This window comes from Stutzerimonas kunmingensis, from assembly GCF_021432085.1.
Taxonomy (GTDB): domain Bacteria; phylum Pseudomonadota; class Gammaproteobacteria; order Pseudomonadales; family Pseudomonadaceae; genus Stutzerimonas.
Map to the genome: position 1 here is coordinate 2,721,953 of NZ_CP090366.1, position 21,779 is coordinate 2,743,731.

At 61.1% G+C, this 21,779-nt stretch carries 21 protein-coding genes and 2 pseudogenes; 13 read left to right on the forward strand and 10 right to left on the reverse strand.

The genetic code is table 11. From position 1 onward, the window contains the following. Positions 1 to 29 precede the first annotated feature (29 nt). The 7 genes from LW136_RS12750 (at position 30) to LW136_RS12780 (ending at position 5,720) form a co-directional block, all read left to right on the forward strand. Positions 30 to 1,217 (forward strand): ABC transporter substrate-binding protein, encoded by a 1,188-nt coding sequence (locus LW136_RS12750; RefSeq protein WP_234173050.1) that lies wholly within the window; start codon positions 30 to 32, stop codon positions 1,215 to 1,217. Further along, positions 1,214 to 1,702, forward strand: a complete 489-nt coding sequence (locus tag LW136_RS12755; RefSeq protein ID WP_234173051.1) for a tetratricopeptide repeat protein — start codon at positions 1,214 to 1,216, stop codon at positions 1,700 to 1,702. Before LW136_RS12750 ends, LW136_RS12755 begins: the two co-directional genes overlap by 4 nt. 18 nt (positions 1,703 to 1,720) lie before the next feature. Then, positions 1,721 to 2,692 carry a YVTN family beta-propeller repeat protein gene (locus LW136_RS12760; RefSeq protein WP_234173052.1) on the forward strand — a complete coding sequence of 324 codons (972 nt, stop codon included), beginning with the start codon at positions 1,721 to 1,723 and terminating at the stop codon, positions 2,690 to 2,692. Beyond that, complete coding sequence (locus tag LW136_RS12765) at positions 2,689 to 3,546, forward strand: ABC transporter ATP-binding protein (RefSeq protein ID WP_234173053.1); 858 nt, start codon at positions 2,689 to 2,691, stop codon at positions 3,544 to 3,546. Before LW136_RS12760 ends, LW136_RS12765 begins: the two co-directional genes overlap by 4 nt. Then, positions 3,543 to 4,334 carry an ABC transporter permease gene (locus LW136_RS12770; protein ID WP_234173054.1) on the forward strand — a complete coding sequence of 264 codons (792 nt, stop codon included), beginning with the start codon at positions 3,543 to 3,545 and terminating at the stop codon, positions 4,332 to 4,334. Before LW136_RS12765 ends, LW136_RS12770 begins: the two co-directional genes overlap by 4 nt. A 103-nt stretch (positions 4,335 to 4,437) precedes the next feature. Beyond that, complete coding sequence (locus LW136_RS12775) at positions 4,438 to 5,001, forward strand: PQQ-dependent catabolism-associated CXXCW motif protein (RefSeq protein ID WP_014820089.1); 564 nt, start codon at positions 4,438 to 4,440, stop codon at positions 4,999 to 5,001. A gap of 53 nt (positions 5,002 to 5,054) precedes the next feature. Then, positions 5,055 to 5,720 carry a response regulator transcription factor gene (locus LW136_RS12780; RefSeq protein WP_014820088.1) on the forward strand — a complete coding sequence of 222 codons (666 nt, stop codon included), beginning with the start codon at positions 5,055 to 5,057 and terminating at the stop codon, positions 5,718 to 5,720. A gap of 28 nt (positions 5,721 to 5,748) precedes the next feature. On the opposite strand, the gene cysG is transcribed toward LW136_RS12780, so the two are convergent. From cysG to ftsK, 6 genes are all read right to left on the reverse strand, one after another. Next, a complete protein-coding gene (gene cysG / locus LW136_RS12785) occupies positions 5,749 to 7,143 on the reverse strand; it encodes a siroheme synthase CysG (protein ID WP_179484083.1) in 1,395 nt (464 codons plus the stop codon). A gap of 126 nt (positions 7,144 to 7,269) precedes the next feature. Then, positions 7,270 to 8,550: a serine--tRNA ligase gene (gene serS / locus LW136_RS12790; protein WP_234173055.1), complete on the reverse strand. Its 1,281-nt coding sequence runs from the start codon at positions 8,548 to 8,550 to the stop codon at positions 7,270 to 7,272. 72 nt (positions 8,551 to 8,622) lie between these two features. After that, positions 8,623 to 8,997, reverse strand: a complete 375-nt coding sequence (gene crcB / locus LW136_RS12795; RefSeq protein ID WP_234173056.1) for a fluoride efflux transporter CrcB — start codon at positions 8,995 to 8,997, stop codon at positions 8,623 to 8,625. Next, on the reverse strand, positions 8,994 to 10,319 hold the full coding sequence (locus tag LW136_RS12800) for a replication-associated recombination protein A (RefSeq protein ID WP_234173057.1): 1,326 nt from the start codon (positions 10,317 to 10,319) through the stop codon (positions 8,994 to 8,996). The genes crcB and LW136_RS12800 overlap by 4 nt, the downstream gene beginning before the upstream one ends. Before the next feature lie 73 nt (positions 10,320 to 10,392). Further along, complete coding sequence (gene lolA, locus LW136_RS12805) at positions 10,393 to 11,019, reverse strand: outer membrane lipoprotein periplasmic chaperone LolA (RefSeq protein WP_014820083.1); 627 nt, start codon at positions 11,017 to 11,019, stop codon at positions 10,393 to 10,395. Positions 11,020 to 11,036: 17 nt separating this feature from the next. After that, on the reverse strand, positions 11,037 to 13,490 hold the full coding sequence (gene ftsK / locus LW136_RS12810) for a DNA translocase FtsK (RefSeq protein WP_172602807.1): 2,454 nt from the start codon (positions 13,488 to 13,490) through the stop codon (positions 11,037 to 11,039). 161 nt (positions 13,491 to 13,651) lie between these two features. Here ftsK and trxB point away from each other — a divergent pair, with 161 nt between their 5' ends. From trxB to infA (LW136_RS12830), 4 genes are all read left to right on the forward strand, one after another. Continuing rightward, complete coding sequence (gene trxB / locus LW136_RS12815) at positions 13,652 to 14,599, forward strand: thioredoxin-disulfide reductase (protein ID WP_234173058.1); 948 nt, start codon at positions 13,652 to 13,654, stop codon at positions 14,597 to 14,599. A 51-nt stretch (positions 14,600 to 14,650) separates the two neighbouring features. Beyond that, positions 14,651 to 15,331, forward strand: coding sequence for a leucyl/phenylalanyl-tRNA--protein transferase (gene aat, locus LW136_RS12820; protein ID WP_023446954.1), 681 nt, complete (start codon positions 14,651 to 14,653; stop codon positions 15,329 to 15,331). 52 nt (positions 15,332 to 15,383) lie between these two features. Continuing rightward, positions 15,384 to 16,091, forward strand: coding sequence for an arginyltransferase (locus tag LW136_RS12825; RefSeq protein WP_014820079.1), 708 nt, complete (start codon positions 15,384 to 15,386; stop codon positions 16,089 to 16,091). Between the two features lie 100 nt (positions 16,092 to 16,191). Beyond that, the gene (infA, locus tag LW136_RS12830; protein WP_002553999.1) at positions 16,192 to 16,410 is read left to right on the forward strand and encodes a translation initiation factor IF-1; all 219 of its coding nucleotides are present in this window, start codon (positions 16,192 to 16,194) and stop codon (positions 16,408 to 16,410) included. A gap of 130 nt (positions 16,411 to 16,540) precedes the next feature. Here infA (LW136_RS12830) and LW136_RS12835 read toward each other — a convergent pair. Then, positions 16,541 to 16,750, reverse strand: a pseudogene (locus LW136_RS12835) (hypothetical protein); the annotation flags it as partial. On the opposite strand from LW136_RS12835, the pseudogene infA (LW136_RS12840) reads away from it, so the two are divergent. Next, a pseudogene (gene infA, locus LW136_RS12840) lies at positions 16,747 to 16,863 on the forward strand (translation initiation factor IF-1); the annotation flags it as partial. The pseudogenes LW136_RS12835 and infA (LW136_RS12840) sit on opposite strands and share 4 nt — an antisense overlap. Positions 16,864 to 16,992: 129 nt before the next feature. Here infA (LW136_RS12840) and clpA read toward each other — a convergent pair. Together clpA and clpS are read right to left on the reverse strand one after the other, a co-directional pair. Beyond that, positions 16,993 to 19,263, reverse strand: coding sequence for an ATP-dependent Clp protease ATP-binding subunit ClpA (clpA, locus tag LW136_RS12845; RefSeq protein ID WP_234173060.1), 2,271 nt, complete (start codon positions 19,261 to 19,263; stop codon positions 16,993 to 16,995). 29 nt (positions 19,264 to 19,292) lie between these two features. Next, the gene (gene clpS / locus LW136_RS12850; RefSeq protein WP_003298832.1) at positions 19,293 to 19,655 is read right to left on the reverse strand and encodes an ATP-dependent Clp protease adapter ClpS; all 363 of its coding nucleotides are present in this window, start codon (positions 19,653 to 19,655) and stop codon (positions 19,293 to 19,295) included. A gap of 218 nt (positions 19,656 to 19,873) precedes the next feature. On the opposite strand from clpS, the gene cspD reads away from it, so the two are divergent. Beyond that, positions 19,874 to 20,137, forward strand: coding sequence for a cold shock domain-containing protein CspD (gene cspD, locus LW136_RS12855; RefSeq protein WP_003298830.1), 264 nt, complete (start codon positions 19,874 to 19,876; stop codon positions 20,135 to 20,137). A 61-nt stretch (positions 20,138 to 20,198) separates the two neighbouring features. Here the strand turns inward: cspD and icd are convergent, their stop codons facing one another. Further along, a complete protein-coding gene (icd, locus tag LW136_RS12860) occupies positions 20,199 to 21,455 on the reverse strand; it encodes an NADP-dependent isocitrate dehydrogenase (RefSeq protein WP_014820077.1) in 1,257 nt (418 codons plus the stop codon). Between the last annotated feature and the right edge of the window lie 324 nt (positions 21,456 to 21,779).

Here is a 21,779-nt window from a genome sequence, read left to right on the forward strand (position 1 = left end):
TGCTGCCTGCAACGTCACAGGAGCTGCCCATGAGCCACGTATTACGACGAGCCGGTTTCCTGATCGCCCTCACTTGCTGCACGCAGTTCGCTGCAGCGGCTGCCAGCACGGAGCTGGCGATACGCATCGGTTATCTCGGTTATCGCCCAGACACCGGCCCGGTGCTCTCCAACGTCATTCCTGAGCCCGAAGACGCCGGCCTGCGCGGCGCCGAACTGGCGATCACCGACAGCAACAGCACGGGACGTTTTCTCAAGCACAGCTATGTGCTCGAAGCGGCCACCAGCGAAACGCCGGACGAACTCCTGGAACAGGCCGGCAGGCAGTACGCCGACGGCCTGCGCCTGTTCGTGGTCAACGCTCCGGCTGAATCCCTGCGCCAGCTGTCGGACGCCATGCCGGAAGCGCTGCTGATCAACGCCGGCAGTGCCGACGATGCACTGCGCAGCCAGAGTTGCCTGGCGAATGTCCTGCACACCCTGCCCAGCCGCAGCATGCTCGCCGATGCGCTCGGCCAGTTCCTCGCGGCACGCCGTTGGAATCGCTGGATGCTGATCGTCGGTCCGACCGTTGAGGATCAGGCCTATGCCGATGCTTTGCGCCGCGCGGCCAAGCGCTTCGGTCACCGCATCGTGGTGGAGAAGCCCTGGAGCTTCGATAACGACCAACGCCGCAGCGCCCAGGCCGAGATGCCGTTGTTCACCCAGGGTGCCGAATACGACGTGGTGCTGGTGGCCGACGAACGTGGCGACTTCGGTGAGTACGTGCCATATCACACCTGGTTGCCGCGCCCGGTGGCAGGCACCCAGGGCCTGACTGCCACCGGCTGGCACAAGACGGTGGAAACCTACGGCGCCGCCCAATTGCAGAAACGCTTCGAGGCGCATGCCAAGCGCTGGATGAACGACCGCGATTTCGCCGCCTGGATGGGCGTACGCAGCCTTGCAGCGGCGGTCACTCGCCTGCGCAGCACGGACGCCGCGGCAATCCGTCAGCTGTCGCTTAGCGGTGAGCTGCCGCTGGATGGTTTCAAGGGCCGCAAGCTGAGCTTCCGCCCGTGGAATGGCCAGCTACGCCAGCCGATCCCGCTGGTACACCCGCGGGCGCTGGTATCGAACTCGCCGCAGGACGGCTTTCTGCATCCAACCAGCGAACTGGACACCTTGGGCTTCGACGCACCGGAAAGCAGCTGCCGCCTGAGCGAGGTGCGCCCATGATCCGTCTCGCTGCTGCCGCCCTGCTCGGCCTTGCCACTCTGCCCGCCAGCGCCGACGAGCTGGGCTATGAAGCCTATGCCGACAGCCCCAAGCGCATCAAATGCCTCTACGGCTACGTGACGGCGAAGACCGGTAACTTCGATGCCGCTAAAGCCATCTTCGAAGACTGCGTGGCGCGCTGGAACGACGTCTACTCGATGATTTCGCTGGCGCAAATGTACGAGAGCGGCAGCGGCATGGAGCCGGATCTGAGCAAATCCGCCGCGCTACTGAAGAAAGGCGCGGAGCAACCGAACGACGCCAGCTACGTCAGCCTGGCGCGCTACCACTGGGGCGTCGCTCTGGCCGAAGGGCGTGGCGTCGAAGCCGATTCCGTCGCAGCACGCCATTGGTTGCAGCGAGCAGCCGCCGGCGGCCAGGAAGAAGCCGAAGAATACCTGCGCCAGCTGGACCACAGCGACACCACTGCCCCCATCACACAATAACGACAAGAGAGCCCAACCATGCCCAGAACTGTCCTTGCCTCCGCCATCGCCATTGCCCTCAGCCTTGCCGCAGGCTCGGCTGCCGCCGCCACGGCCTACGTCTCCAACGAGAAAGACGACAGCATCAGCGTGATCAACCTGGACACGATGGAAACCGTCGAGACCCTGGAAGTCGGCATGCGCCCGCGCGGCCTTACGCTCTCCCATGACAACAAGCTGCTGTACATCTGCGCCAGCGACTCGGACACCGTGCAGGTGATGGACCTGGCCACGCGGCAGATCATCAAGCAGCTGCCATCGGGCGCAGATCCCGAGCAGTTCGCCCTGCACCCGAACAACAAGTGGCTGTACATCTCCAATGAGGACGACGCGCTGGTGACCGTGGTCGACGTCGACAAGGAAGAAGTGCTGGCGCAGATCGACGTCGGCGTCGAGCCCGAGGGCATGGGGGTGAGCCCGGATGGCAAGTGGGCGGTCAACACCAGCGAAACCACCAACATGCTTCACTGGATCGATACCAGCACCAACGAACTGGTCGACAACACCCTGGTCGACCAGCGCCCCCGTCACGTGGAGTTCACCAGGGACAGCAAGCAGCTATGGGCCTCGGCCGAGATCGGCGGCACGGTCAGCGTGGTGGACGTGGACAAGCGCGAGATCCTCAAGACCCTGACCTTCAAGATCAAGGGCGTGCACCCGGACAAGGTCCAGCCGGTGGGCATCAAACTCAGCTCCGACGGCAAGTACGCCTTCGTTGCGCTCGGCCCGGCCAATCACATCGCCGTAGTCGATGCGAAAACCTACGAAGTGCTCGACTACCTGCTGGTAGGCCGCCGCGTCTGGCACATGGCATTCAATCCTGACGAAAGCCTGCTGCTGACCACCAACGGCGTCAGCGGCGACGTCTCGGTGATCGACGTCGACAAGCTCAAGGTCACCAAGTCGATCAAGGTCGGCCGCTATCCATGGGGCGTGGTGGTCACTCCATGAACGCTCTGGAGGTCAGCGACGTCGCGTTCGCCTATGGTGAGCGGCGGGCGCTGGACGGGGTGAGTTTTACCGCAGCGCAGGGGCGTTTCACGGCGTTGCTCGGTCCGAACGGAGCCGGCAAATCGACGCTGATCGCGTTGCTGACCCGCCTGTACGATCTACAGAAGGGGCAGATCCGTATCGCTGGCTTCGATCTGCGTGAAACGCCGCGCAAGGCCCTTGCGCGTCTTGGCGTGGTGTTCCAGCAGAGCACGCTGGACCTGGACCTTACGGTGGAGCAGAACCTGCGCTACCACGCGGCGCTGCATGGGATGCCGCGGGCCGTGGCCAACGAACGTATCGAGCTGGAACTGCAGCGCCAGCAGCTCGGCGAACGCCGCCGCAGCAAGGTGCGCGAACTCAACGGTGGTCACCGTCGCCGTGTGGAAATCGCCCGTGCCCTCCTGCACCGGCCCGAGCTGCTGTTACTCGATGAGGCCAGCGCCGGCCTCGACCCCGCCAGCCGTCAGGCGCTCAACCAGCATGTACGCCTGCTCTGCCAGGAGCAGGGTATGAGCGTGCTGTGGACCACGCACCTGCTCGATGAAGTCCGAGACGACGACGATCTGCTGATACTCAACCGCGGCCGCCTGGTGGCTCAGGGGCGTGCCGCAACCCTGGCCACCGAAGGCGAAGACCTGGCCGCGAGCTTTGCACGGCTGACCGGCAGCGGCCTCGATCACCAGAGCGCCCTGCTCGACAGCGCGCCGCGAGCAGTCGAAACCGGGCACGCGGCGTCTGCGACGCCGGCTTCCAACCCTGGGGCTGCTCCCGGCACGCGCGCGACCCTCGATTCCGGGCGGAAAAGTTCATGATCATCTACTGGGAATGCCTGCGCGGCATCGTTCTGCGCGAATGGCTGCGCTTCGTGCAACAGCGTACGCGCTTCTTCAGCGCCCTGGTGCGGCCGCTACTCTGGCTGGTGGTGTTTGCCGCAGGCTTTCGCGCGGCGCTCGGCATCGCGATCATCGAGCCGTACGACACCTACATCACCTACGAAACCTACATCGTGCCGGGGCTGGCCTGCATGATCCTGCTGTTCAACGGCATGCAGAGTTCACTCTCGATGGTCTACGACCGCGAGATGGGCAGCATGCGCGTGTTGCTGACCAGCCCGTTGCCGCGCAGCTTTCTGCTGGCCAGCAAGCTCGTCGCCACGGCGTTGATCTCCTTGCTGCAGGTCTATGCGTTTCTCGCCATCGCCTGGTTCTACGGCGTACAGCCTCCACCGCTTGGGCTGATCGCCGCCCTGCCCGCCCTGCTGCTGGTGGCGCTGCTGCTCAGCGCCCTGGGTTTGCTGCTCTCCAACGGCATTCGTCAGCTGGAGAACTTTGCCGGCGTGATGAATTTCGTGATCTTTCCGATGTTCTTTCTCTCGTCGGCGCTCTACCCGCTGTGGAAGATGCGTGAGGCGAGCGAGTGGCTGTACTGGATCTGCGCCCTCAACCCCTTCACCCACGCTGTGGAATTGGTTCGTCATGCGCTTTATCTGCGCCTGGCACCGACCGCACTGATGGTTTGCCTCGGACTGACCCTGCTGTTCAGTCTTCTCGCAGTAATCAGTTTCAACCCACAACATGCGGCCTTGCGCCGCTCAGCCTGAGCGATCTACTACTTTGGTATCGGTTTTCCCCTCCATCGTAGGATTTAAAAGACAGGCCCTTTGCTCTGTAATCGACCTATCGAAACGCCATGGAATACGGACTATGTTCAGGTCGCTGCTGCCCTTGCTGATCGCCGCGCTGCCTGGGGTCTGCCTGCCCACGATTGCCGCGGCCGAAGAGCAGCTCGCCCTGTTCTCCACCGACGGCTATCGCCAGACGCAGTACCGCAGCCCGACACCGCCTTCCATCGACGGTGCACAGACTCTGGATACGGCCGCGTTAAAGGCTTTGCTGGAAGAACAATCCGATGTGGTGCTGGTGGACGTGTATCGGAGCCAGTGGCTCGCCGGCCGTTTCATCGACAGCGAACCCCATGCAAACCTGCCCGGCAGCATCTGGCTGGCAAACACCGGCGATGGAGATCTGCAACCCGAATGGGCAAGCTATCTCAGCGAAAATCTTGCCCGCGCCAGCCAGGGCAATCTCGAGCAGCCAATCGTGTTCTACTGCCGGTCTGACTGCTGGCTCGGCTGGAACGCCACCAGGCGCGCCCATGCGCTGGGCTACAAACGACTGTACTGGTATCGCGATGGGGTGGACGGTTGGGAACAGGCGGGCCTGCCCTTGCACCCTGCTACTCCGGAGCCTCTGCCTGGCGATGAGTAGCATCACCTGACCAGCATGCCCCCACCATAATCACAACAAAGAGGTGACCGGCCTTGTACAAGATCCTGATTGCGGACGACCATCCGCTGTTCCGCGAAGCCATCCATAACGTCATTCGCGACGGCTTCCCCGACAGCGAAATCCTTGAAACTGCCGACCTCGACAGCGCGCTGGCGCTGACCCTGGAACACGACGATCTCGATCTGGTGCTGCTGGACCTGAACATGCCCGGCATGCACGGCCTCAACGGCCTGATCAATCTGCGCAACGAAGCACCGACCATTCCGGTGGTGATCGTCTCGGCCGAGCAGGACAAGCAGATCGTGCTGCAGGCCATTACCTACGGCGCGGTCGGCTTTATCACCAAATCCTCGCCGCGTGCGCAGATGACCGACGCCATCGAGCAGATCCTCAACGGCAACGTCTACCTGCCTTCGGACATCATCCGCAGCCAGAAGCCCAGCAGCCGCCACTCCCATCACAACGAGCAGTCGATCCCGCCGGAACTGTTGCAGGCGCTGACCCGCAAGCAACTGCTGGTGCTCGAGCGCATGACCAAGGGTGAATCCAACAAGCAGATCGCCTACAACCTCGACATCGCCGAAACCACCGTGAAGGCACATGTCTCGGCGATTCTGCGCAAGCTCAACGTGCACAACCGTGTACAGGCGATCCTTTCTGCCGGGGACATCGACTTCACCGCCTATCTGCGCCGCTGAAAACGGCGCAGATAGCGTCGATCTTCTGCTAGGCGCTCGCCTGGGCGCCTTCGAACCAAGCCAGTTTCTCGCGTAGCTGAACCACTTCACCGACGATCAGCAGGGTCGGAGCCTGGACCTGCTCCTGTGCGATACGCTGGGCGAGGGTTTCCAGCGTCCCTGTGAAGACACGCTGATTGGTGGTGGTGCCCTGCTGCACCAGCGCCGCCGGCGTATCCGCCGAACGTCCATGGGCTATCAGTTGCTGGCAGATCACCGGCAAACCCACCAGGCCCATGTAGAACACCAGCGTCTGTGCCGGCGCGGCGAGTTCCGCCCAGGGCAGATCGCAGCTGCCGTCTTTCAGATGACCGGTGACAAAACGCACCGACTGCGCATGATCGCGATGAGTGAGCGGAATGCCGGCATAGGCTGCACAGCCGCTGGCGGCAGTGATACCCGGCACGACCTGGAACGGCACACCGTTGGCTGCCAGCTCCTCGATCTCCTCGCCACCGCGGCCAAAGATGAATGGATCACCGCCCTTGAGCCGTAGAACGCGCTTGCCTTCCTTGGCCAGGGTCACCAGCTTTTTATTGATCTGCTCCTGCGGCACCGCGTGTTCCGAACGCTGCTTGCCAACGTAGATGCGATCGGCATCGCGCCGGCACAGGTCGATGATCGCCGGCGCCACCAGGCGATCGTAGAGCACGACATCAGCCTGCTGCATCAGGCGCAGGGCGCGGAAAGTCAGCAGGTCAGGATCGCCCGGGCCAGCGCCTACCAGATAAACCTCGCCCAGCGCGCGCGGCGCTGCACCGGCAAGCTTCTCCGCCAGCAGGCGCTCGGCTTCGGCGCTGCACCCAGCCAACGCCTGTTCGGCGATCGGTCCCTGAAAGGTTTCCTCCCAGAACACCCGCCGCTGCTGAACATTGGCGAACTTGGCTTTGACCTGAGCGCGGAACTGTTTGGCCAGCCCAGCCAGCTGCCCGTAGGCCGCTGGAATCCAGGTCTCGATACGCGCGCGGATCAACCGCGCCAGCACCGGAGCATCGCCACCACTGGAAACCGCAATCACCAGCGGCGAGCGGTCGACGATCGCCGGAAAGATCACGCTGCACAGCTGCGGCGAGTCGACCACGTTGACTGGCATACCCAGCGCGTTGGCATGCTGCGAAACCGCGGCATTCAGCGGCTCGTCATCGGTGGCGGCGATGGCCAGCACACAGCCCTGGAGGTCCTGCGGGTCATAGCCGCGATCGAGGCATTCGCCACCGCCCGCTTCTACCAGTTCGGCCAGTTGCGCCTCGATGCTCGGCGCCACCACCCGCAGCCGTGCTCCAGCTTCGCTCAGCAGCCGAGCCTTGCGCAGCGCAATCTCGCCACCCCCGACGATCAACACCGTGCGGCCTTTGAGGTTGTGGAACAGCGGGAGGTATTCCATGGGCGAATCCTGGAGGGTCGTTGGTGGTATGGGCATGACAGCCATTACGGCCGCGATGCCCCTTGTCGAATATCAAGGATCCGGCCTGATGCCGAACCGCGATGACGCAGCGCCGCAGCCTCAGCCTCAGCCGATGATTTCGATACCACCCATGTATGGCTTCAGCACGTCGGGCACCACAACGCTTCCGTCAGCCTGCTGGTAATTCTCCAGTACGGCGACCAGAGTACGACCGACCGCCAGGCCGGAACCATTGAGGGTGTGCACGAGCTCCGGCTTGCCGGTTTCCGGATTGCGGTAACGCGCCTGCATGCGCCGCGCCTGGAAATCACCGCAGTTGGAGCAGGAAGAAATCTCGCGGTACTTGTCCTGGCTCGGCACCCAGACTTCCAAGTCATAGGTCTTGGTCGCGCCGAAGCCCATGTCGCCGGTGCACAGCGACAACACGCGGTAAGGCAGTTCCAGCAGCTGCAGTACCTTCTCGGCGTTACCGGTCAGCTCCTCCAGCGCCTCGAAGGACCTGGACGGCTCGACGATCTGCACCATCTCGACCTTGTCGAACTGGTGCTGACGGATCATGCCGCGGGTATCGCGTCCCGACGCACCCGCCTCGCTGCGGAAGCACGGCGTGTGGGCGACGAACTTCAGCGGCAGCTGCTTGGCATCGAGAATCTCGCCGGACACGATGTTGGTCAGCGATACCTCGGCGGTCGGAATCAGGTAGAAGTCCGCTTCGCCTTCACGGCTGATCTTGAACAGGTCTTCCTCGAATTTCGGCAACTGACCGGTACCCTGAAGCGCCGGCGCCTGTACCAGATACGGCGTGTAGGCCTCTTCATAGCCGTGATCGCGGGTGTGCAGGTCGATCATGAATTGCGCCAGGGCGCGATGCAGGCGGGCAATCGGGCCGCGCATCAGGGCGAAGCGCGCACCGGACAGCTTGGCCGCGGTCTCGAAGTCCAGCCAGCCATGCTGCTCGCCCAGGGCGACGTGATCCTGAACGTCGAAGTCGAAAGTCTTCGGCGTCCCCCAGCGGCGAACCTCGACGTTCTCATCCTCGTCCGCACCCACCGGCACCGACTCGTGCGGCAGGTTGGGAATGCTCAGCATCAGCTGGTCGAGTTCGCTCTGGATGCGGTCCAGCTCCTGCTTCCCGGAGTCGAGTTCCGAGCCCATGCGATCCACGTCGGCGAGCAACGGCGCGATGTCCTCACCGCGCTGCTTGGCCTGGCCGATGGATTTGGAGCGCGCGTTGCGCTCGGCCTGAAGTTGTTCGGTGCGGGTCTGCACGGTCTTGCGCTGAGCTTCCAGCGCTTCGATGCGCGCCACGTCCAGCTGGTAGCCACGGGTGGCCAGGCGGGCCGCCACGTCCTGTAGCTGAGTGCGTACCAGTTTCGAATCAAGCATGGTGGGTCTCGTCTGTGAAAGCTTGGATGAAGGGCGAAGAGGGAGCGAAGTTTACTGTGAACGCGCGCCGGTTCATAACCTGGCGAGCGCCAGACCAGCCCAGGCCGCCAACAGGCCACCGAACACGCTGCCGCCGACATAGGCGAAGGCAGTCGCCAGCTGACCGCTTTCAAGCAGCCGCAGTGCGTCCAGTGAGAAGCTGGAGAAGGTCGTCAGTGCGCCAAGAAAGCCGATGATCAGTGCGCCACGCAGCTCGGGTGAAATGTCCGGTCGGGCGAGAAAGGTTGCATAGAGATAGCCGATCAGCAGGCACCCCAGCAGGTTCACGGCCAACGTGGCCAGATAGAAATGCCGTGGCCATTGATTGCTGACCCAGGTCGCCAGGGCAAAGCGAAACAGGGTCCCGATCACGCCGCCACAGGCGACGGCGAAGGCCATGCGGATCATTCCTTTCTCCGTTGTTTCGGGCTTTCGCGGTCGAGCCGGGCAAGGTGCTCGAGCTTGTCGCGGATCTTGCTTTCCAGCCCGCGCGGGGCCGGATGGTAGTAACGCCGCGGCGGCATCGCTTCGGGAAAATAATCCTCGCCTGCAGCATAGGCATCCGGTTCGTCGTGGGCGTAGCGGTATTCGTTGCCGTAGCCGAGTTCTTTCATCAACTTGGTCGGTGCATTACGCAAATGCAGCGGCACTTCCTGCGAGCCGTTCTCGGCAGCATCGCGCATGGCTGCCTTGAACGCGGTGTAGACGGCGTTGCTCTTCGGCGCGCAGGCGAGATAGACGATCGCCTGCGCTACGGCCAGCTCCCCTTCCGGGCTACCCAGGCGCTCCTGCACATCCCAGGCGTTCAGACACAGCGGCAGCGCGCGTGGGTCGGCATTGCCGATCTCCTCGCTGGCCATGCGCACGACGCGCCGGGCGATGTACAGCGGGTCGCAGCCACCATCGAGCATACGCGCGAACCAGTACAGTGCCGCGTCGGGATTGGAGCCGCGCACGGACTTGTGCAGTGCCGAAATCTGGTCGTAGAACGCCTCACCGCCCTTGTCGAAACGGCGTCGGCTATCACCCAGCAGGTCCTGCAGCAGGTCGGTGCTGATGCTACCGCCTTCCTCGGCCAGGTCCGATGCGTTCTCCAGCAGGTTGAGCAACCGCCGCCCATCGCCATCGGCCGCCGCCAGCAGCATCTGGAAGCTCTCTTCCGGCAGTTCCAGATGCAGGTCACCCAGCCCTTTTGGATCGCTCAATGCGCGGGTGACCAGTTTACGCAGCGCCGCCTCGTCGAGACTTTTCAGCACGTAGACGCGGGCGCGCGAGAGCAAGGCGTTGTTGAGCTCGAAGGAGGGATTCTCGGTGGTCGCACCGATGAAGATCAGCGTGCCGTCTTCGACGTAAGGCAGGAAGGCGTCCTGCTGGGATTTGTTGAAGCGATGCACTTCATCGACGAACAGGATGGTGCGCCGTCCGTACTGGGCGGCCTGCTGCTTGGCGATCTCGACCGCCTGGCGAATCTCCTTGACCCCGGCGAGCACGGCGGAAACCGTCTCGAAATGGGCATCGGAGACTTTTGCCAGGAGCCGCGCCAGAGTGGTCTTACCAACCCCGGGCGGCCCCCAGAACACCATGGAATGCAGCGCGCCCTGTTCCAGCGCCTCGCGCAACGGCTTGCCGCGCGCGAGCAGGTGCTCCTGCCCGACGTACTCGTCGAGGCTGGCTGCACGCAGACGCGCGGCAAGGGGTTGAGCGACAGGCTCGCGGCTGAACAGGTCCATTATTGCGGACGGTTACCTCGATTGCAGCGGCCAGCCGCTGCGCAGGCCGCCTGATACGAATGTCAGATGAGGGTCACTCGGAAATGACGTCGGCACCCTCAGGAATCTCGAAGGTGAACGTGTCGGCCTTGAGCGGCTGATTCATCTTCACGCCCATGAAGAGGATGTTGGTGCGCTGACCGACGCTGTCGATCAGCTGCATGTCGTTGATCACGCCGCTACGGAACGACAGGCGCAGATTATCGAACAATGTGTCCTTGGCCTTGGGCTTGAGAGTGAAATCCACAACTTCACCGGCCTCCTTGTGGGAAACCTCGAAGTTCTCGCTGATGGTCGATACGTCACCGGAGAGCAGTAGCGCCGGGGTATGCGTCAAGCGCTGGTCGAGTTGCTGGACGGTGACCTGCTCCAGGTCGGGGTCATACAGCCAGACCTTCTCGCCGTTGGAGACCAGCAGCTGCTCCATCGGTGCATCGGTGTGCCAGCGGAACTGCCCGGGGCGCTTGAGCGCCAGTTCACCGGAGGTTTCCTGCAGCTGGGTGCCGCTGCCGTCGAGCGACAGCTGCGAGAAGCGGCCGGTCAGGGTTTCAGCCTGGTTCAGCAAATCAGTCAGTCGTTTGGTGGATGCAGCCTGGTCGGCGTGTGCCGGGGCCAGGGCAACCATCAGGACAGATGCACACAGCAAACGGATCAATTGCATTTAGCCCTCGAAGCGATTCAATCGCGCATAGGCGGCGGCGCGATGACTTCGCGCGAGCCATTGGTGTTCATGGATGTCACCACGCCAGCCATTTCCATGGCCTCGATCATCCGCGCGGCGCGGTTATAGCCAATCTTGAGTTTGCGCTGCACAGCGGAAATCGACGCACGGCGGCTTTCAGTGACGAAGCGAACGGCCTCGTCGTACAACGGGTCTTCTTCGCTGCCCTCTCCGCTGCCTTCGCCACTGCTACCATCGAAGCCGCTACCCGCCTCTTCGGCGCCAGCAAGAATGTCTTCAATGTAGTCAGGCGCGCCACGGGCCTTCCAGGCCTCGACCACCCGGTGCACTTCCTCATCGGAAACGAACGCGCCATGGACACGAATCGGCAGGCCGGTGCCCGGCGGCAGGTAGAGCATGTCACCGTGCCCCAGCAACTGCTCGGCACCACCTTGGTCGAGGATGGTGCGCGAATCAATCTTGCTGGATACCTGGAATGCCATTCGGGTGGGAATGTTGGCCTTGATCAGGCCGGTAATCACATCCACCGACGGACGCTGGGTGGCAAGGATCAGGTGAATACCCGCCGCGCGTGCCTTCTGTGCGATACGCGCGATCAGCTCTTCGACCTTCTTGCCGACGATCATCATCATGTCGGCGAATTCGTCCACCACCACGACGATGGTCGGCAGGGATTTCAGCGGCGGCGGCTGGTCATCCATGCTCTCGCGACGGAACAGCGGATCGGTAAGCGGTGTGCCCGCCTCTTCGGCTTCCTTGACCTTGCGATTGAAGCCCGCGAGGTTACGCACGCCCATGGCCGCCATCAGCTTGTAGCGCCGCTCCATCTCGGCGACGCTCCAGCGCAGTGCGTTGGCCGCCTCCTTCATGTCCGTGACGACGGGGCAAAGCAGGTGCGGAATGCCTTCGTAGATCGACAGTTCAAGCATCTTGGGATCGATCATGATCAACCGCGCCTCTTCCGGCGTGGACTTGAACAGGATCGACAAAATCATCGCGTTGACGCCCACCGACTTACCTGAACCAGTGGTACCAGCCACTAGCAGGTGCGGCATCTTCGCCAGGTCGGCGATGACCGGCTTACCGCCGATATCATGGCCGAGTGCCAGGGTGACCGGCGATTTGGCGTCGTCGTAGGGGGCCGAAGAAAGCACCTCGGAGAAGCGCACGATCTGACGATCCTCGTTGGGAATCTCGATGCCTACAGTGGTCTTGCCCGGAATCACTTCGACCACCCGCACGCTGATCACTGCCAGTGAGCGCGCAAGGTCTTTGGCCAGATTGGAGATACGGCTTACCTTCACACCGGCTGCCGGCTGGATTTCGAAGCGGGTGATCACCGGGCCTGGATGTACCGACTCGACGATGACCTCTACACCGAACTCCTTCAGCTTGATCTCCAGCAGCCGCGACATCGCTTCCAGCGACTCAGGCGAGTATTGCTTCTGCTGTTTCTCGGCAGCATCAAGTATCGAGATCGGCGGCAGGCTGCCCTCGATCAGCGGATCGACAAACAGGTTGGCCTGCTTTTCTTTCAGCACCCGCTTGCTCGGTTCGGCGGCTTTGGCAGGAGCAGGCGGAGCGATCACCGGAGCCACGCGCTTGTCGCGCTCGCTCATGTGCTTGGCCAGGGACTCGTCACGTTCGATGATGCGCTCCTTGACCTTGGCCTGCTCACGACGGTCGCGCACCATCGGCGCAGCCACCTCGCTCACGACATCGTCGACTTCTCGCAACTGGGCGACCATCTGCTTGCGCTCGGCGCGGGCGCTCCACCAGCGACTGAAGAAGCTCTGGATCAGCTCGATAAGGTCGAGAGTGATCTTGCCGGTGATGTCCATCACTTTGAACCAGGACAGATCGGTGAACACCGTCAGGCCGAACAGGAAAAACGCCAACAGCGCAAGGGTGCTGCCCTGTACGTTAAGGGACAGCACGGCCAACTGACCGAGGCTCTCTCCCAGCGCACCGCCGGCAGACGCGGGCAAGCCAGGAGCGGCCTGGAAATGGATATAGGCCAGCGCGGACCCGGACAGGACCAGGAAAACCAGACCGATCAGGCGCCAGGAGAACAGCCAGCCGTTCCACACCCAGGGCTGATGACGCGCGCGGAACACTTGCCAGGCCTTGACGCCAAGCAGCAGGGGAAACAAATAGGCGAAATAGCCCAGCGCCATGAACAGAACATCGGCAAACCAGGCGCCGGCACGGCCGGCAGCGTTGCGGACCTGATCGACATTGCTGGTGTGGGTCCAGCCAGGATCGCCCGGATCGTATGTAAGCAACGCCATCCACAGGTAGACGCAGAGCGCACCGAGCGCTATCAACGCGCCTTCCTTGAGGCGATAGTGCAATTGTTGTCGCCAGACGGTTGCCGGCGCGGTAGATGAGGAATTCTTCAAAACGCTTTCTTTCCTGCGCCTGCGGCGCGATGAACCGTAGTCAGCCAGAACCCCGGCATTGTACGGGTTTGTCGATTCGATGGCATGCAGGTTCCGCGGCGGCTTGGGCTTTTGCCGATGCTTCGGTGTAGCATAAACGCCCGATTTCCCGACGCGGCTCGACTGGAGCACGCTTCTCTATTTGCAACAAAGGCTTATGAGGGCTTTTTATGAGTGAAGTCAAGCATTCGCGTCTGATCATCCTCGGCTCCGGCCCGGCCGGATATACCGCTGCGGTATACGCTGCCCGCGCCAATCTGAAGCCACTGATGATCACTGGCATCCAGCCCGGCGGTCAGCTGACCACCACCACCGAAGTCGACAACTGGCCCGGCGATGTCGAAGGTCTGACCGGCCCGGACCTGATGGTCCGCATGCAGAAGCACGCCGAGCGCTTCGACACCGAGATCGTCTTCGATCACATCCATACCGCAGAGTTGCAGCAGCGCCCATTCACCCTGCGCGGCGACAGCGGCGTCTATACCTGCGACGCATTGATCATCGCCACCGGTGCCTCGGCACAATACCTCGGCCTGCCCTCTGAAGAGGCGTTCGCTGGCCGTGGTGTATCGGCCTGCGCCACCTGCGACGGCTTCTTTTATCGCAACCAGGTTGTCGCGGTGATCGGCGGCGGCAACACTGCGGTCGAGGAAGCGCTGTACCTGTCCAACATTGCCAAGGAAGTCCACCTGATCCACCGCCGCGACAAACTGCGGTCGGAGAAGATCCTGCAGGACAAGATCATGGACAAGGCGGCCAACGACAACATCCGCCTGCACTGGAACCATACCCTCGAGGAAGTACTCGGCGATGCCAGCGGCGTGACCGGTGTCCGCTTGAAGAGCACTCTCACCGGTGAAGAGAACAAGCTGGACCTCGCCGGCGTATTCATCGCCATCGGCCACAAGCCGAACACCGACCTGTTCCAGGGCCAGCTGGAAATGAAGGATGGCTACCTGAAGATTAGAGGTGGCGGCGAGGGTGATGCCACCTGCACCAGCATCCCTGGCGTCTTCGCTGCTGGTGATGTGGCTGATCACGTCTATCGCCAGGCGATCACCTCGGCCGGTGCCGGCTGCATGGCCGCTCTGGACGCAGAAAAGTACCTCGACAACTGATCTAGTGGCGGGCCTCGGCTCGCCCTCCCCTACCTGCATTTGCGTGGCGACATGCTAACCTGGCTAAAGCGCGACGATCTCTGCTTTCCCCCTCTCGAAGCGGCTTTGCGAGAACCCAACGGCCTTTTGGCTGCTGGGGGTGACCTTAGCCATGAACGCCTGCTGGCCGCCTATCGCCACGGCTGCTTTCCCTGGTACCAGGATGGGCAGCCGTTGCTGTGGTGGTCTCCCGATCCGCGAACGGTGCTGTTCCCGAACGAACTGCATGTGTCGCGCAGCCTGCGCAAGCGCATCCGTCAGGGCGAATTTCAGGTGACCTTCGATCAAGCGTTTACCGACGTGATCCAAGGCTGTGCCGGGCCTCGTAGCTATTCGGACGGAACCTGGATCACCACACCGATGCAGCAAGCCTATGTTCAGTTGCACGAAATGGGTGTCGCGCATTCGGTAGAAGTCTGGCAGGAGCAGCATCTCGTCGGCGGACTCTACGGACTGGCAATCGGTAAGCTATTTTTCGGCGAGTCGATGTTCAGTCGCGCTACCGATGCGTCCAAGGTTGGATTCGTCACACTGGTGGAACAGCTGCGTGACTGGGGTTTTGTCCTGATTGACTGCCAGATGCCGACACGTCATCTGGAAAGTTTTGGCGCCCGCAGCATTGCGCGTGAGCAATTCGCCGCCGCACTTGCCGAGCATCTGGATCAGCCCAGCACAGCCGACTGGCGCGCCTAGTCGGCTACCGCAAGCTGACCTACACTCAGCTCATGATTTCTGAGAGTTGACCATGACTTCACTGGCTCGCCTCAAGTTCTACGCCACACAGCCCCATGCGTGCAGCTATCTGCCCGATGAACAGGCAACCACGCTGTTCCTCGACCCTAGCCAGCCGATGGACGCGCAGGTGTACGCGGAACTCTCCGAGATGGGCTTCCGGCGTAGCGGCGATCACCTCTACCGCCCCCATTGCCAGCGGTGCTCGGCCTGCATTCCAGCTCGCATTCCGGCAAGCTCGCCAGAGCTCAGCCGGCAACAGAAACGAATCCTCAAACGCAACGCTGACCTGCAGGTGCGTTGTGTTCGCCCGGCGTTCAGCGAGGAGCTCTACGCGCTCTACGCGACCTACATCGAAAAGCGCCATGCGGACGGCGACATGTACCCCCCCAGCCGCGAGCAGTTCAATACTTTTCTGGTGCGTGACCTACCGTTTTGTCGATTCTACGAATTCAGGCTGGATGGACGACTGCTCGCAGTCGCCGTCACCGATGTACTGCCCAATGGACTGTCCGCCGTTTACACCTTCTACGATCCCGAAGAAGAACGGCGCAGCCTGGGGCGCTACGCGATTCTCTGGCAGATCGGCGAAGCAGCGCGTCTCGGCCTGAAGGCCGTGTACCTCGGGTACTGGATCAAGAACTGCCGGAAGATGAATTACAAGACCGAATATCGCCCCATCGAACTGCTGGTCAACCAGCGCTGGGTGACGCTCAGCTGAAGTCCTTGGCTCATCGACCCATTTCGGGCACAATGCTTGCCGCTTTTGCCCGCGCATGCATGCGCCGGGTCACTCATTTGGACACCGAGGACTTTACTGAATGTCGAAAGAAGACAGCTTCGAAATGGAAGGTACTGTCGTCGACACCCTGCCTAACACCATGTTTCGTGTGGAGTTGGAAAACGGGCACGTCGTTACTGCGCACATCTCCGGAAAGATGCGCAAGAACTACATCCGGATTCTTACCGGTGACAAGGTTCGCGTGGAACTGACCCCCTACGATCTGAGCAAGGGTCGCATCACCTACCGCGCCCGCTAAGCGAGCCGCGAGAAAAATGCCCGGTTTATGCCGGGCTTTTTTGTTGCAGCAGCAACAGCCGGAAACAGCCGCACGCAATGCCGGAACGAAAAACGCCCGGCCGAAGCCGGGCGCTCGATACCACCTAGGGTCAGGCCAGCTCTGCAGTGGTCTCGAATTCGAAGAACGGCTCGCCGCCCCGAATATCGATGTGAACCACGCCACCATGTTCGGCCAGCTCACCGAACAGGATCTCCTCGGCCAACGGCCTCTTGATCTTGTCCTGAATAAGCCGTGCCATCGGCCGCGCACCCATCTGCGCATCGTAGCCATGCTCCGCCAGCCAGCTGCGCGCAGCATCTCTCCGGAAAGATGCGCAAGAACTACATCCGGATTCTTACCGGTGACAAGGTTCGCGTGGAACTGACCCCCTACGATCTGAGCAAGGGTCGCATCACCTACCGCGCCCGCTAAGCGAGCCGCGAGAAAAATGCCCGGTTTATGCCGGGCTTTTTTGTTGCAGCAGCAAACAGGCGGAGGCGGCAGCACACAATGCCGGAACGAAAACGCCCGGCCGAAGCCGGCGCTCGATACCACCTAGGGTCAGGCCAGCTCTGCAGTGGTCTCGAATTCGAAGAACGGCTCGCCGCCCCGAATATCGATGTGAACCACGCCACCATGTTCGGCCAGCTCACCGAACAGGATCTCCTCGGCCAACGGCCTCTTGATCTTGTCCTGAATAAGCCGTGCCATCGGCCGCGCACCCATCTGCGCATCGTAGCCATGCTCCGCCAGCCAGCTGCGCGCAGCATCTGACACCTCCAACGTCACATGCTTGTCTTCGAGCTGCGCCTGCAGCTCGATCAAGAACTTGTCGACGATGCTCTTGATGACTTCGTGACTCAGACGGCCGAACTGGATGATGGTATCCAGACGATTGCGAAACTCTGGCGTAAAGCTCTTCTTGATGACCTCCATCGCGTCAGAGGCATGATCCTGCAAGGTAAAACCGATAGAAGCCCGCGCCGCGGTCTCCGCACCAGCATTGGTGGTCATGATGATGATCACGTTGCGGAAGTCGGCCTTGCGACCGTTATTGTCCGTGAGCGTGCCATGATCCATGACCTGTAGCAGGAGGTTGAAGACCTCGGGGTGCGCCTTTTCGATTTCGTCCAGCAACAGCACGCAATGCGGCTGCTTGGTGATGGCCTCAGTCAACAAGCCACCCTGGTCGAACCCAACGTATCCCGGAGGCGCACCGATCAGACGAGATACAGTGTGACGCTCCATGTACTCGGACATGTCGAAACGGACCAGCTCGACGCCCAGCGCTCGAGCCAGCTGGCGTGCAGCCTCTGTCTTACCCACGCCGGTAGGCCCGGCAAAAAGGAACGATCCAACCGGCTTGTCCGGAGCCTTCAATCCAGCCCGTGAAAGCTTGATGGCTGTCGCCAGCGAGTCGATCGCATCATCCTGGCCAAAAACCGTGAGCTTCAGATCGCGCTCGAGGTTACGCAGCAGCTCCTTGTCCGAACTGCTGACGTGCTTCGGAGGAATCCGCGCAATCTTTGCCACGATGTCTTCGACCTGTTCGACATCAATGCACTTGACCCGCTGCTCTTCCGGCTGCAGGCGCTGATAGGCGCCCGCCTCATCGATCACGTCGATGGCCTTGTCAGGCATATGCCGATCATTGATGTAGCGCGAGGCCAATTCTGCCGCGGCACGAAGCGCCTCATCGCTGTATTCGATGTTGTGATGCTGCTCGAAACGCCCCTTAAGGCCACGCAGAATGCCGATCGTGTCTTCGACTGAAGGTTCGCTGACATCGACTTTCTGGAAGCGACGCGCGAGTGCGCGATCCTTCTCGAAGATCCCACGGAATTCCTGGAAGGTCGTAGAGCCGATGCAGCGGATTTCACCGGAAGAAAGCAAGGGCTTGAGCAGGTTCGACGCGTCCATCACGCCGCCAGACGCAGCTCCGGCACCGATGATCGTATGGATCTCATCAATAAAAAGAATGGCATGCGGCCGCTTGCGCAACTCCCCGAGCAACGCCTTGAAGCGCTTCTCGAAATCACCTCGATACTTCGTACCCGCCAGCAGCGCACCCAGATCTAGCGAGTAGACGACGCTATCAGCGAGTAGGTCCGGAACCTGATTATCCACTATGCGTTTTGCCAGGCCTTCAGCAATAGCGGTCTTACCGACGCCAGCTTCACCTACGAGAAGCGGATTGTTCTTACGCCGACGCGCGAGAATCTGCGCGACACGCTCGACTTCGTTCTCACGCCCAACCAGCGGGTCGATCCGTCCTTGGCGCGCCAGCTCGTTCAGATTGCTCGCATAGGCATCCAGAGGATTGCCTGACGCACCCGGCTCGCCACCGTCCTCATCCTGCATTTCCGCATCGTTCTCCGGGCTACCAGCATTGCCAGGCACCTTTGAAATACCGTGAGCAATGTAGTTGACGACGTCGATACGCGCGACGTTCTGCTGCTTGAGAAGGAATACGGCCTGGCTCTCCTGCTCGCTGAAAATCGCGACCAGCACGTTTGCCCCGGTCACTTCCCGCTTGCCAGAGCTTTGGACATGGAATACGGCACGCTGCAGTACGCGCTGAAAGCCAAGCGTAGGCTGGGTTTCGCGCTCCTCATCGTGCTGTGGAATTAGTGGAGTGGTGGAATCAATGAACTCCTGCAGATCATGGCGCAGCTTGTCCAGGCTCGCGCCACAGGCCCGCAGCACGGTGGCTGCCGCTTCATTGTCCAGTAGGGCCAACAGGAGGTGTTCAACCGTCATGAATTCATGACGTTTGGTACGTGCCTCTTTGAAAGCCAGATTCAGAGTGACTTCGAGCTCACGGTTCAACATAGCTTTCACCTCTTCTCCAGCAGTCGGAGTTAACCGTCCTTCTCGATCTCACAGAGCAGCGGGTGCTGGCATTCCCTTGCATATTGATTCACTTGCATCGCTTTGGTTTCGGCTACGTCGCGCGTATAGAGCCCGCAGACGGCCTGCCCCTCGGTATGGACGGCCAGCATGATCTTGGTGGCCTGCTCCCTGCTGTGATTGAAAATGCCTTCCAGCACCTCGACGACGAAATCCATCGGTGTGTAGTCGTCATTGAACATGACAACTTTATACATCGGTGGTGCCTTTAATTCCGGCTTGGCCTCCTGGACAGCGAGACCAGACGCGTCGTCTTCGTCCCGTTGAGGCCGGTCCTGATTGAATGTTAGTCGAATCTGAGCAAATGCATGCATGCGCATAACGGTTCTAGGTCGTGGCGCGGGGGCCAGATAAATATGGACAGCTTCGCAGCCAGCTGACGAGTCGCCTTGACTATCGGCAAAACGGTGATACAAACAGCATGTGCCTACAAGGGCAAACGGGTTGCGCAACATGAGGCCTCGGGCTGCATAAGCGCGGAATGAAATGGATGTTACTCCAGTAATGGACTCCTTTGCAGAGGGATAACAGCATGCTAAGCGGTAAGGTCAAGTGGTTCAACAACGCCAAAGGCTACGGGTTCATCGTAGCAGACGGCGGCGATGAGGACCTGTTCGCCCACTACTCGGCCATCCAGATGGAAGGCTATCGAACTCTGAAAGCTGGGCAAGCGGTCATGTTCAACATCCTGCAGGGTCCGAAAGGCCTTCACGCAACCGACATCAGGCCACAGCAGGCCGTGTCCGAGGCGACGACCCCTGCTGCTGCCCAAGGCGTCTCGACGGTAGATGCCTGATTTGTCCTGAAACAAAACAAAAAAAGGCCGATCATCTGATCGGCCTTTTTCATTCCACACCTTACATATGGCTGATCATCGCGTCGCCAAATTGCGAGCATGACATCAACTGGGCGCCCTCCATGAGACGCTCGAAGTCGTAGGTGACGGTCTTGGCGGCGATAGCGCTCTCGGTCGACTTGATGATCAGGTCTGCCGCTTCCACCCAACCCATATGGCGCAGCATCATCTCAGCCGAGAGAATCAGCGAGCCCGGATTGACCTTGTCCTGACCGGCGTACTTCGGCGCGGTACCGTGCGTAGCTTCGAACATGGCGACCGTGTCAGAAAGGTTTGCCCCGGGGGCAATACCGATACCGCCGACCTCAGCGGCAAGCGCGTCGGACAGGTAGTCACCGTTCAGATTGAGTGTTGCGATGACGTCGTACTCGGCCGGGCGCAGCAGGATCTGCTGAAGCATGGCATCGGCAATAGCGTCCTTGACTACTATGTTCTTGCCGGTGTTAGGGTTCTTGAACTGCATCCAGGGCCCGCCATCCAGCAGCTCGGCGCCAAACTCGTCGCGGGCCACTTCATAGCCCCACTCCTTGAAGGCACCCTCGGTGAACTTCATGATGTTGCCCTTGTGGACAATGGTGACGGAGCTGCGGTCATTGTCGACGGCGTACTGCAACGCCTTGCGAACGAGACGCTTCGTACCTTCCAGTGAAACCGGCTTGACCCCAATTCCGCAGTTTTCGGTAAAACGGATTTTCTTGACGCCCATTTCCTCGGTAAGGAACTTGATGACCTTTTCCGCTTCCGGGGAGCCTGCCTTCCACTCGACACCGGCGTAGATGTCTTCGGAGTTCTCCCGGAAGATCACCATATCCACATCGCCCGGCTTCTTGACCGGGCTCGGCACACCGGTGAACCAGCGAACCGGACGCTGGCAGACGTAGAGATCCAGCTCCTGGCGCAGCGCAACGTTCAAGGAGCGGATGCCACCGCCGACCGGAGTGGTCAGGGGGCCTTTGATCGACACGACGTAATCGCGGACAGCTTCGAGGGTTTCTTTCGGCAGCCAGGTGTCCTGATCGTAGACCTGCGTGGCCTTCTCGCCCGCGTAGATCTCCATCCAGGCAATCTTGCGCTTGCCGCCATAGGCCTTCTGAACAGCGGCATCCACGACCTTGATCATCACCGGGCTGATGTCGACGCCGATACCGTCCCCTTCTATATAAGGGATGATCGGGTTGTCGGGAACGTTCAGGGTGTTATCGGCATTAACGGTAATTTTGTCACCGCTGGATGGCACCTGGATCTTTTGGTATCCCATGCTGGACTCCGTCTTCGTGGTTAGACATCGATCATCTTTGAGGGTAACCCACTCGAATTGCCTGAAACTACATGTTCGTTCGTCGTATGCGCAATGCCGTTCTGCCCGAGGCTGGCTCGATGGTATACTGCCGCGATGACTCACAAGTCATAAGGGACGAACCTGTCTTGTACAAGTCCCGCCCCTTGAAACCTCAGAGTCGCTACCGCGGCTCGGCGGTTCAAATGCTCGACACTCTATTGGTGCATCCATCATCACCGCGGCGAATCCCCCTTCTGGTTTCATCTAGACGGAGAGCCAGAGCGCCTACCCGGCGCACTCGGG

Excerpts from the sequence above, each read along its gene's own strand:
- LW136_RS12750 (WP_234173050.1), top strand. The coding sequence starts at position 30 with ATGAGCCACGTATTACGACGAGCCGGTTTCCTGATCGCCCTCACTTGC.
- LW136_RS12755 (WP_234173051.1), top strand. The coding sequence starts at position 1,214 with ATGATCCGTCTCGCTGCTGCCGCCCTGCTCGGCCTTGCCACTCTGCCC.
- LW136_RS12760 (WP_234173052.1), top strand. The coding sequence starts at position 1,721 with ATGCCCAGAACTGTCCTTGCCTCCGCCATCGCCATTGCCCTCAGCCTT.
- LW136_RS12765 (WP_234173053.1), top strand. The coding sequence starts at position 2,689 with ATGAACGCTCTGGAGGTCAGCGACGTCGCGTTCGCCTATGGTGAGCGG.
- LW136_RS12770 (WP_234173054.1), top strand. The coding sequence starts at position 3,543 with ATGATCATCTACTGGGAATGCCTGCGCGGCATCGTTCTGCGCGAATGG.
- LW136_RS12775 (WP_014820089.1), top strand. The coding sequence starts at position 4,438 with ATGTTCAGGTCGCTGCTGCCCTTGCTGATCGCCGCGCTGCCTGGGGTC.
- cysG (WP_179484083.1), bottom strand. The coding sequence starts at position 7,143 with ATGGAATACCTCCCGCTGTTCCACAACCTCAAAGGCCGCACGGTGTTG.
- serS (WP_234173055.1), bottom strand. The coding sequence starts at position 8,550 with ATGCTTGATTCGAAACTGGTACGCACTCAGCTACAGGACGTGGCGGCC.
- crcB (WP_234173056.1), bottom strand. The coding sequence starts at position 8,997 with ATGATCCGCATGGCCTTCGCCGTCGCCTGTGGCGGCGTGATCGGGACC.
- LW136_RS12800 (WP_234173057.1), bottom strand. The coding sequence starts at position 10,319 with ATGGACCTGTTCAGCCGCGAGCCTGTCGCTCAACCCCTTGCCGCGCGT.
- lolA (WP_014820083.1), bottom strand. The coding sequence starts at position 11,019 with ATGCAATTGATCCGTTTGCTGTGTGCATCTGTCCTGATGGTTGCCCTG.
- trxB (WP_234173058.1), top strand. The coding sequence starts at position 13,652 with ATGAGTGAAGTCAAGCATTCGCGTCTGATCATCCTCGGCTCCGGCCCG.
- aat (WP_023446954.1), top strand. The coding sequence starts at position 14,651 with ATGCTAACCTGGCTAAAGCGCGACGATCTCTGCTTTCCCCCTCTCGAA.
- LW136_RS12825 (WP_014820079.1), top strand. The coding sequence starts at position 15,384 with ATGACTTCACTGGCTCGCCTCAAGTTCTACGCCACACAGCCCCATGCG.
- infA (WP_002553999.1), top strand. The coding sequence starts at position 16,192 with ATGTCGAAAGAAGACAGCTTCGAAATGGAAGGTACTGTCGTCGACACC.
- clpA (WP_234173060.1), bottom strand. The coding sequence starts at position 19,263 with ATGTTGAACCGTGAGCTCGAAGTCACTCTGAATCTGGCTTTCAAAGAG.
- clpS (WP_003298832.1), bottom strand. The coding sequence starts at position 19,655 with ATGCATGCATTTGCTCAGATTCGACTAACATTCAATCAGGACCGGCCT.
- cspD (WP_003298830.1), top strand. The coding sequence starts at position 19,874 with ATGCTAAGCGGTAAGGTCAAGTGGTTCAACAACGCCAAAGGCTACGGG.
- icd (WP_014820077.1), bottom strand. The coding sequence starts at position 21,455 with ATGGGATACCAAAAGATCCAGGTGCCATCCAGCGGTGACAAAATTACC.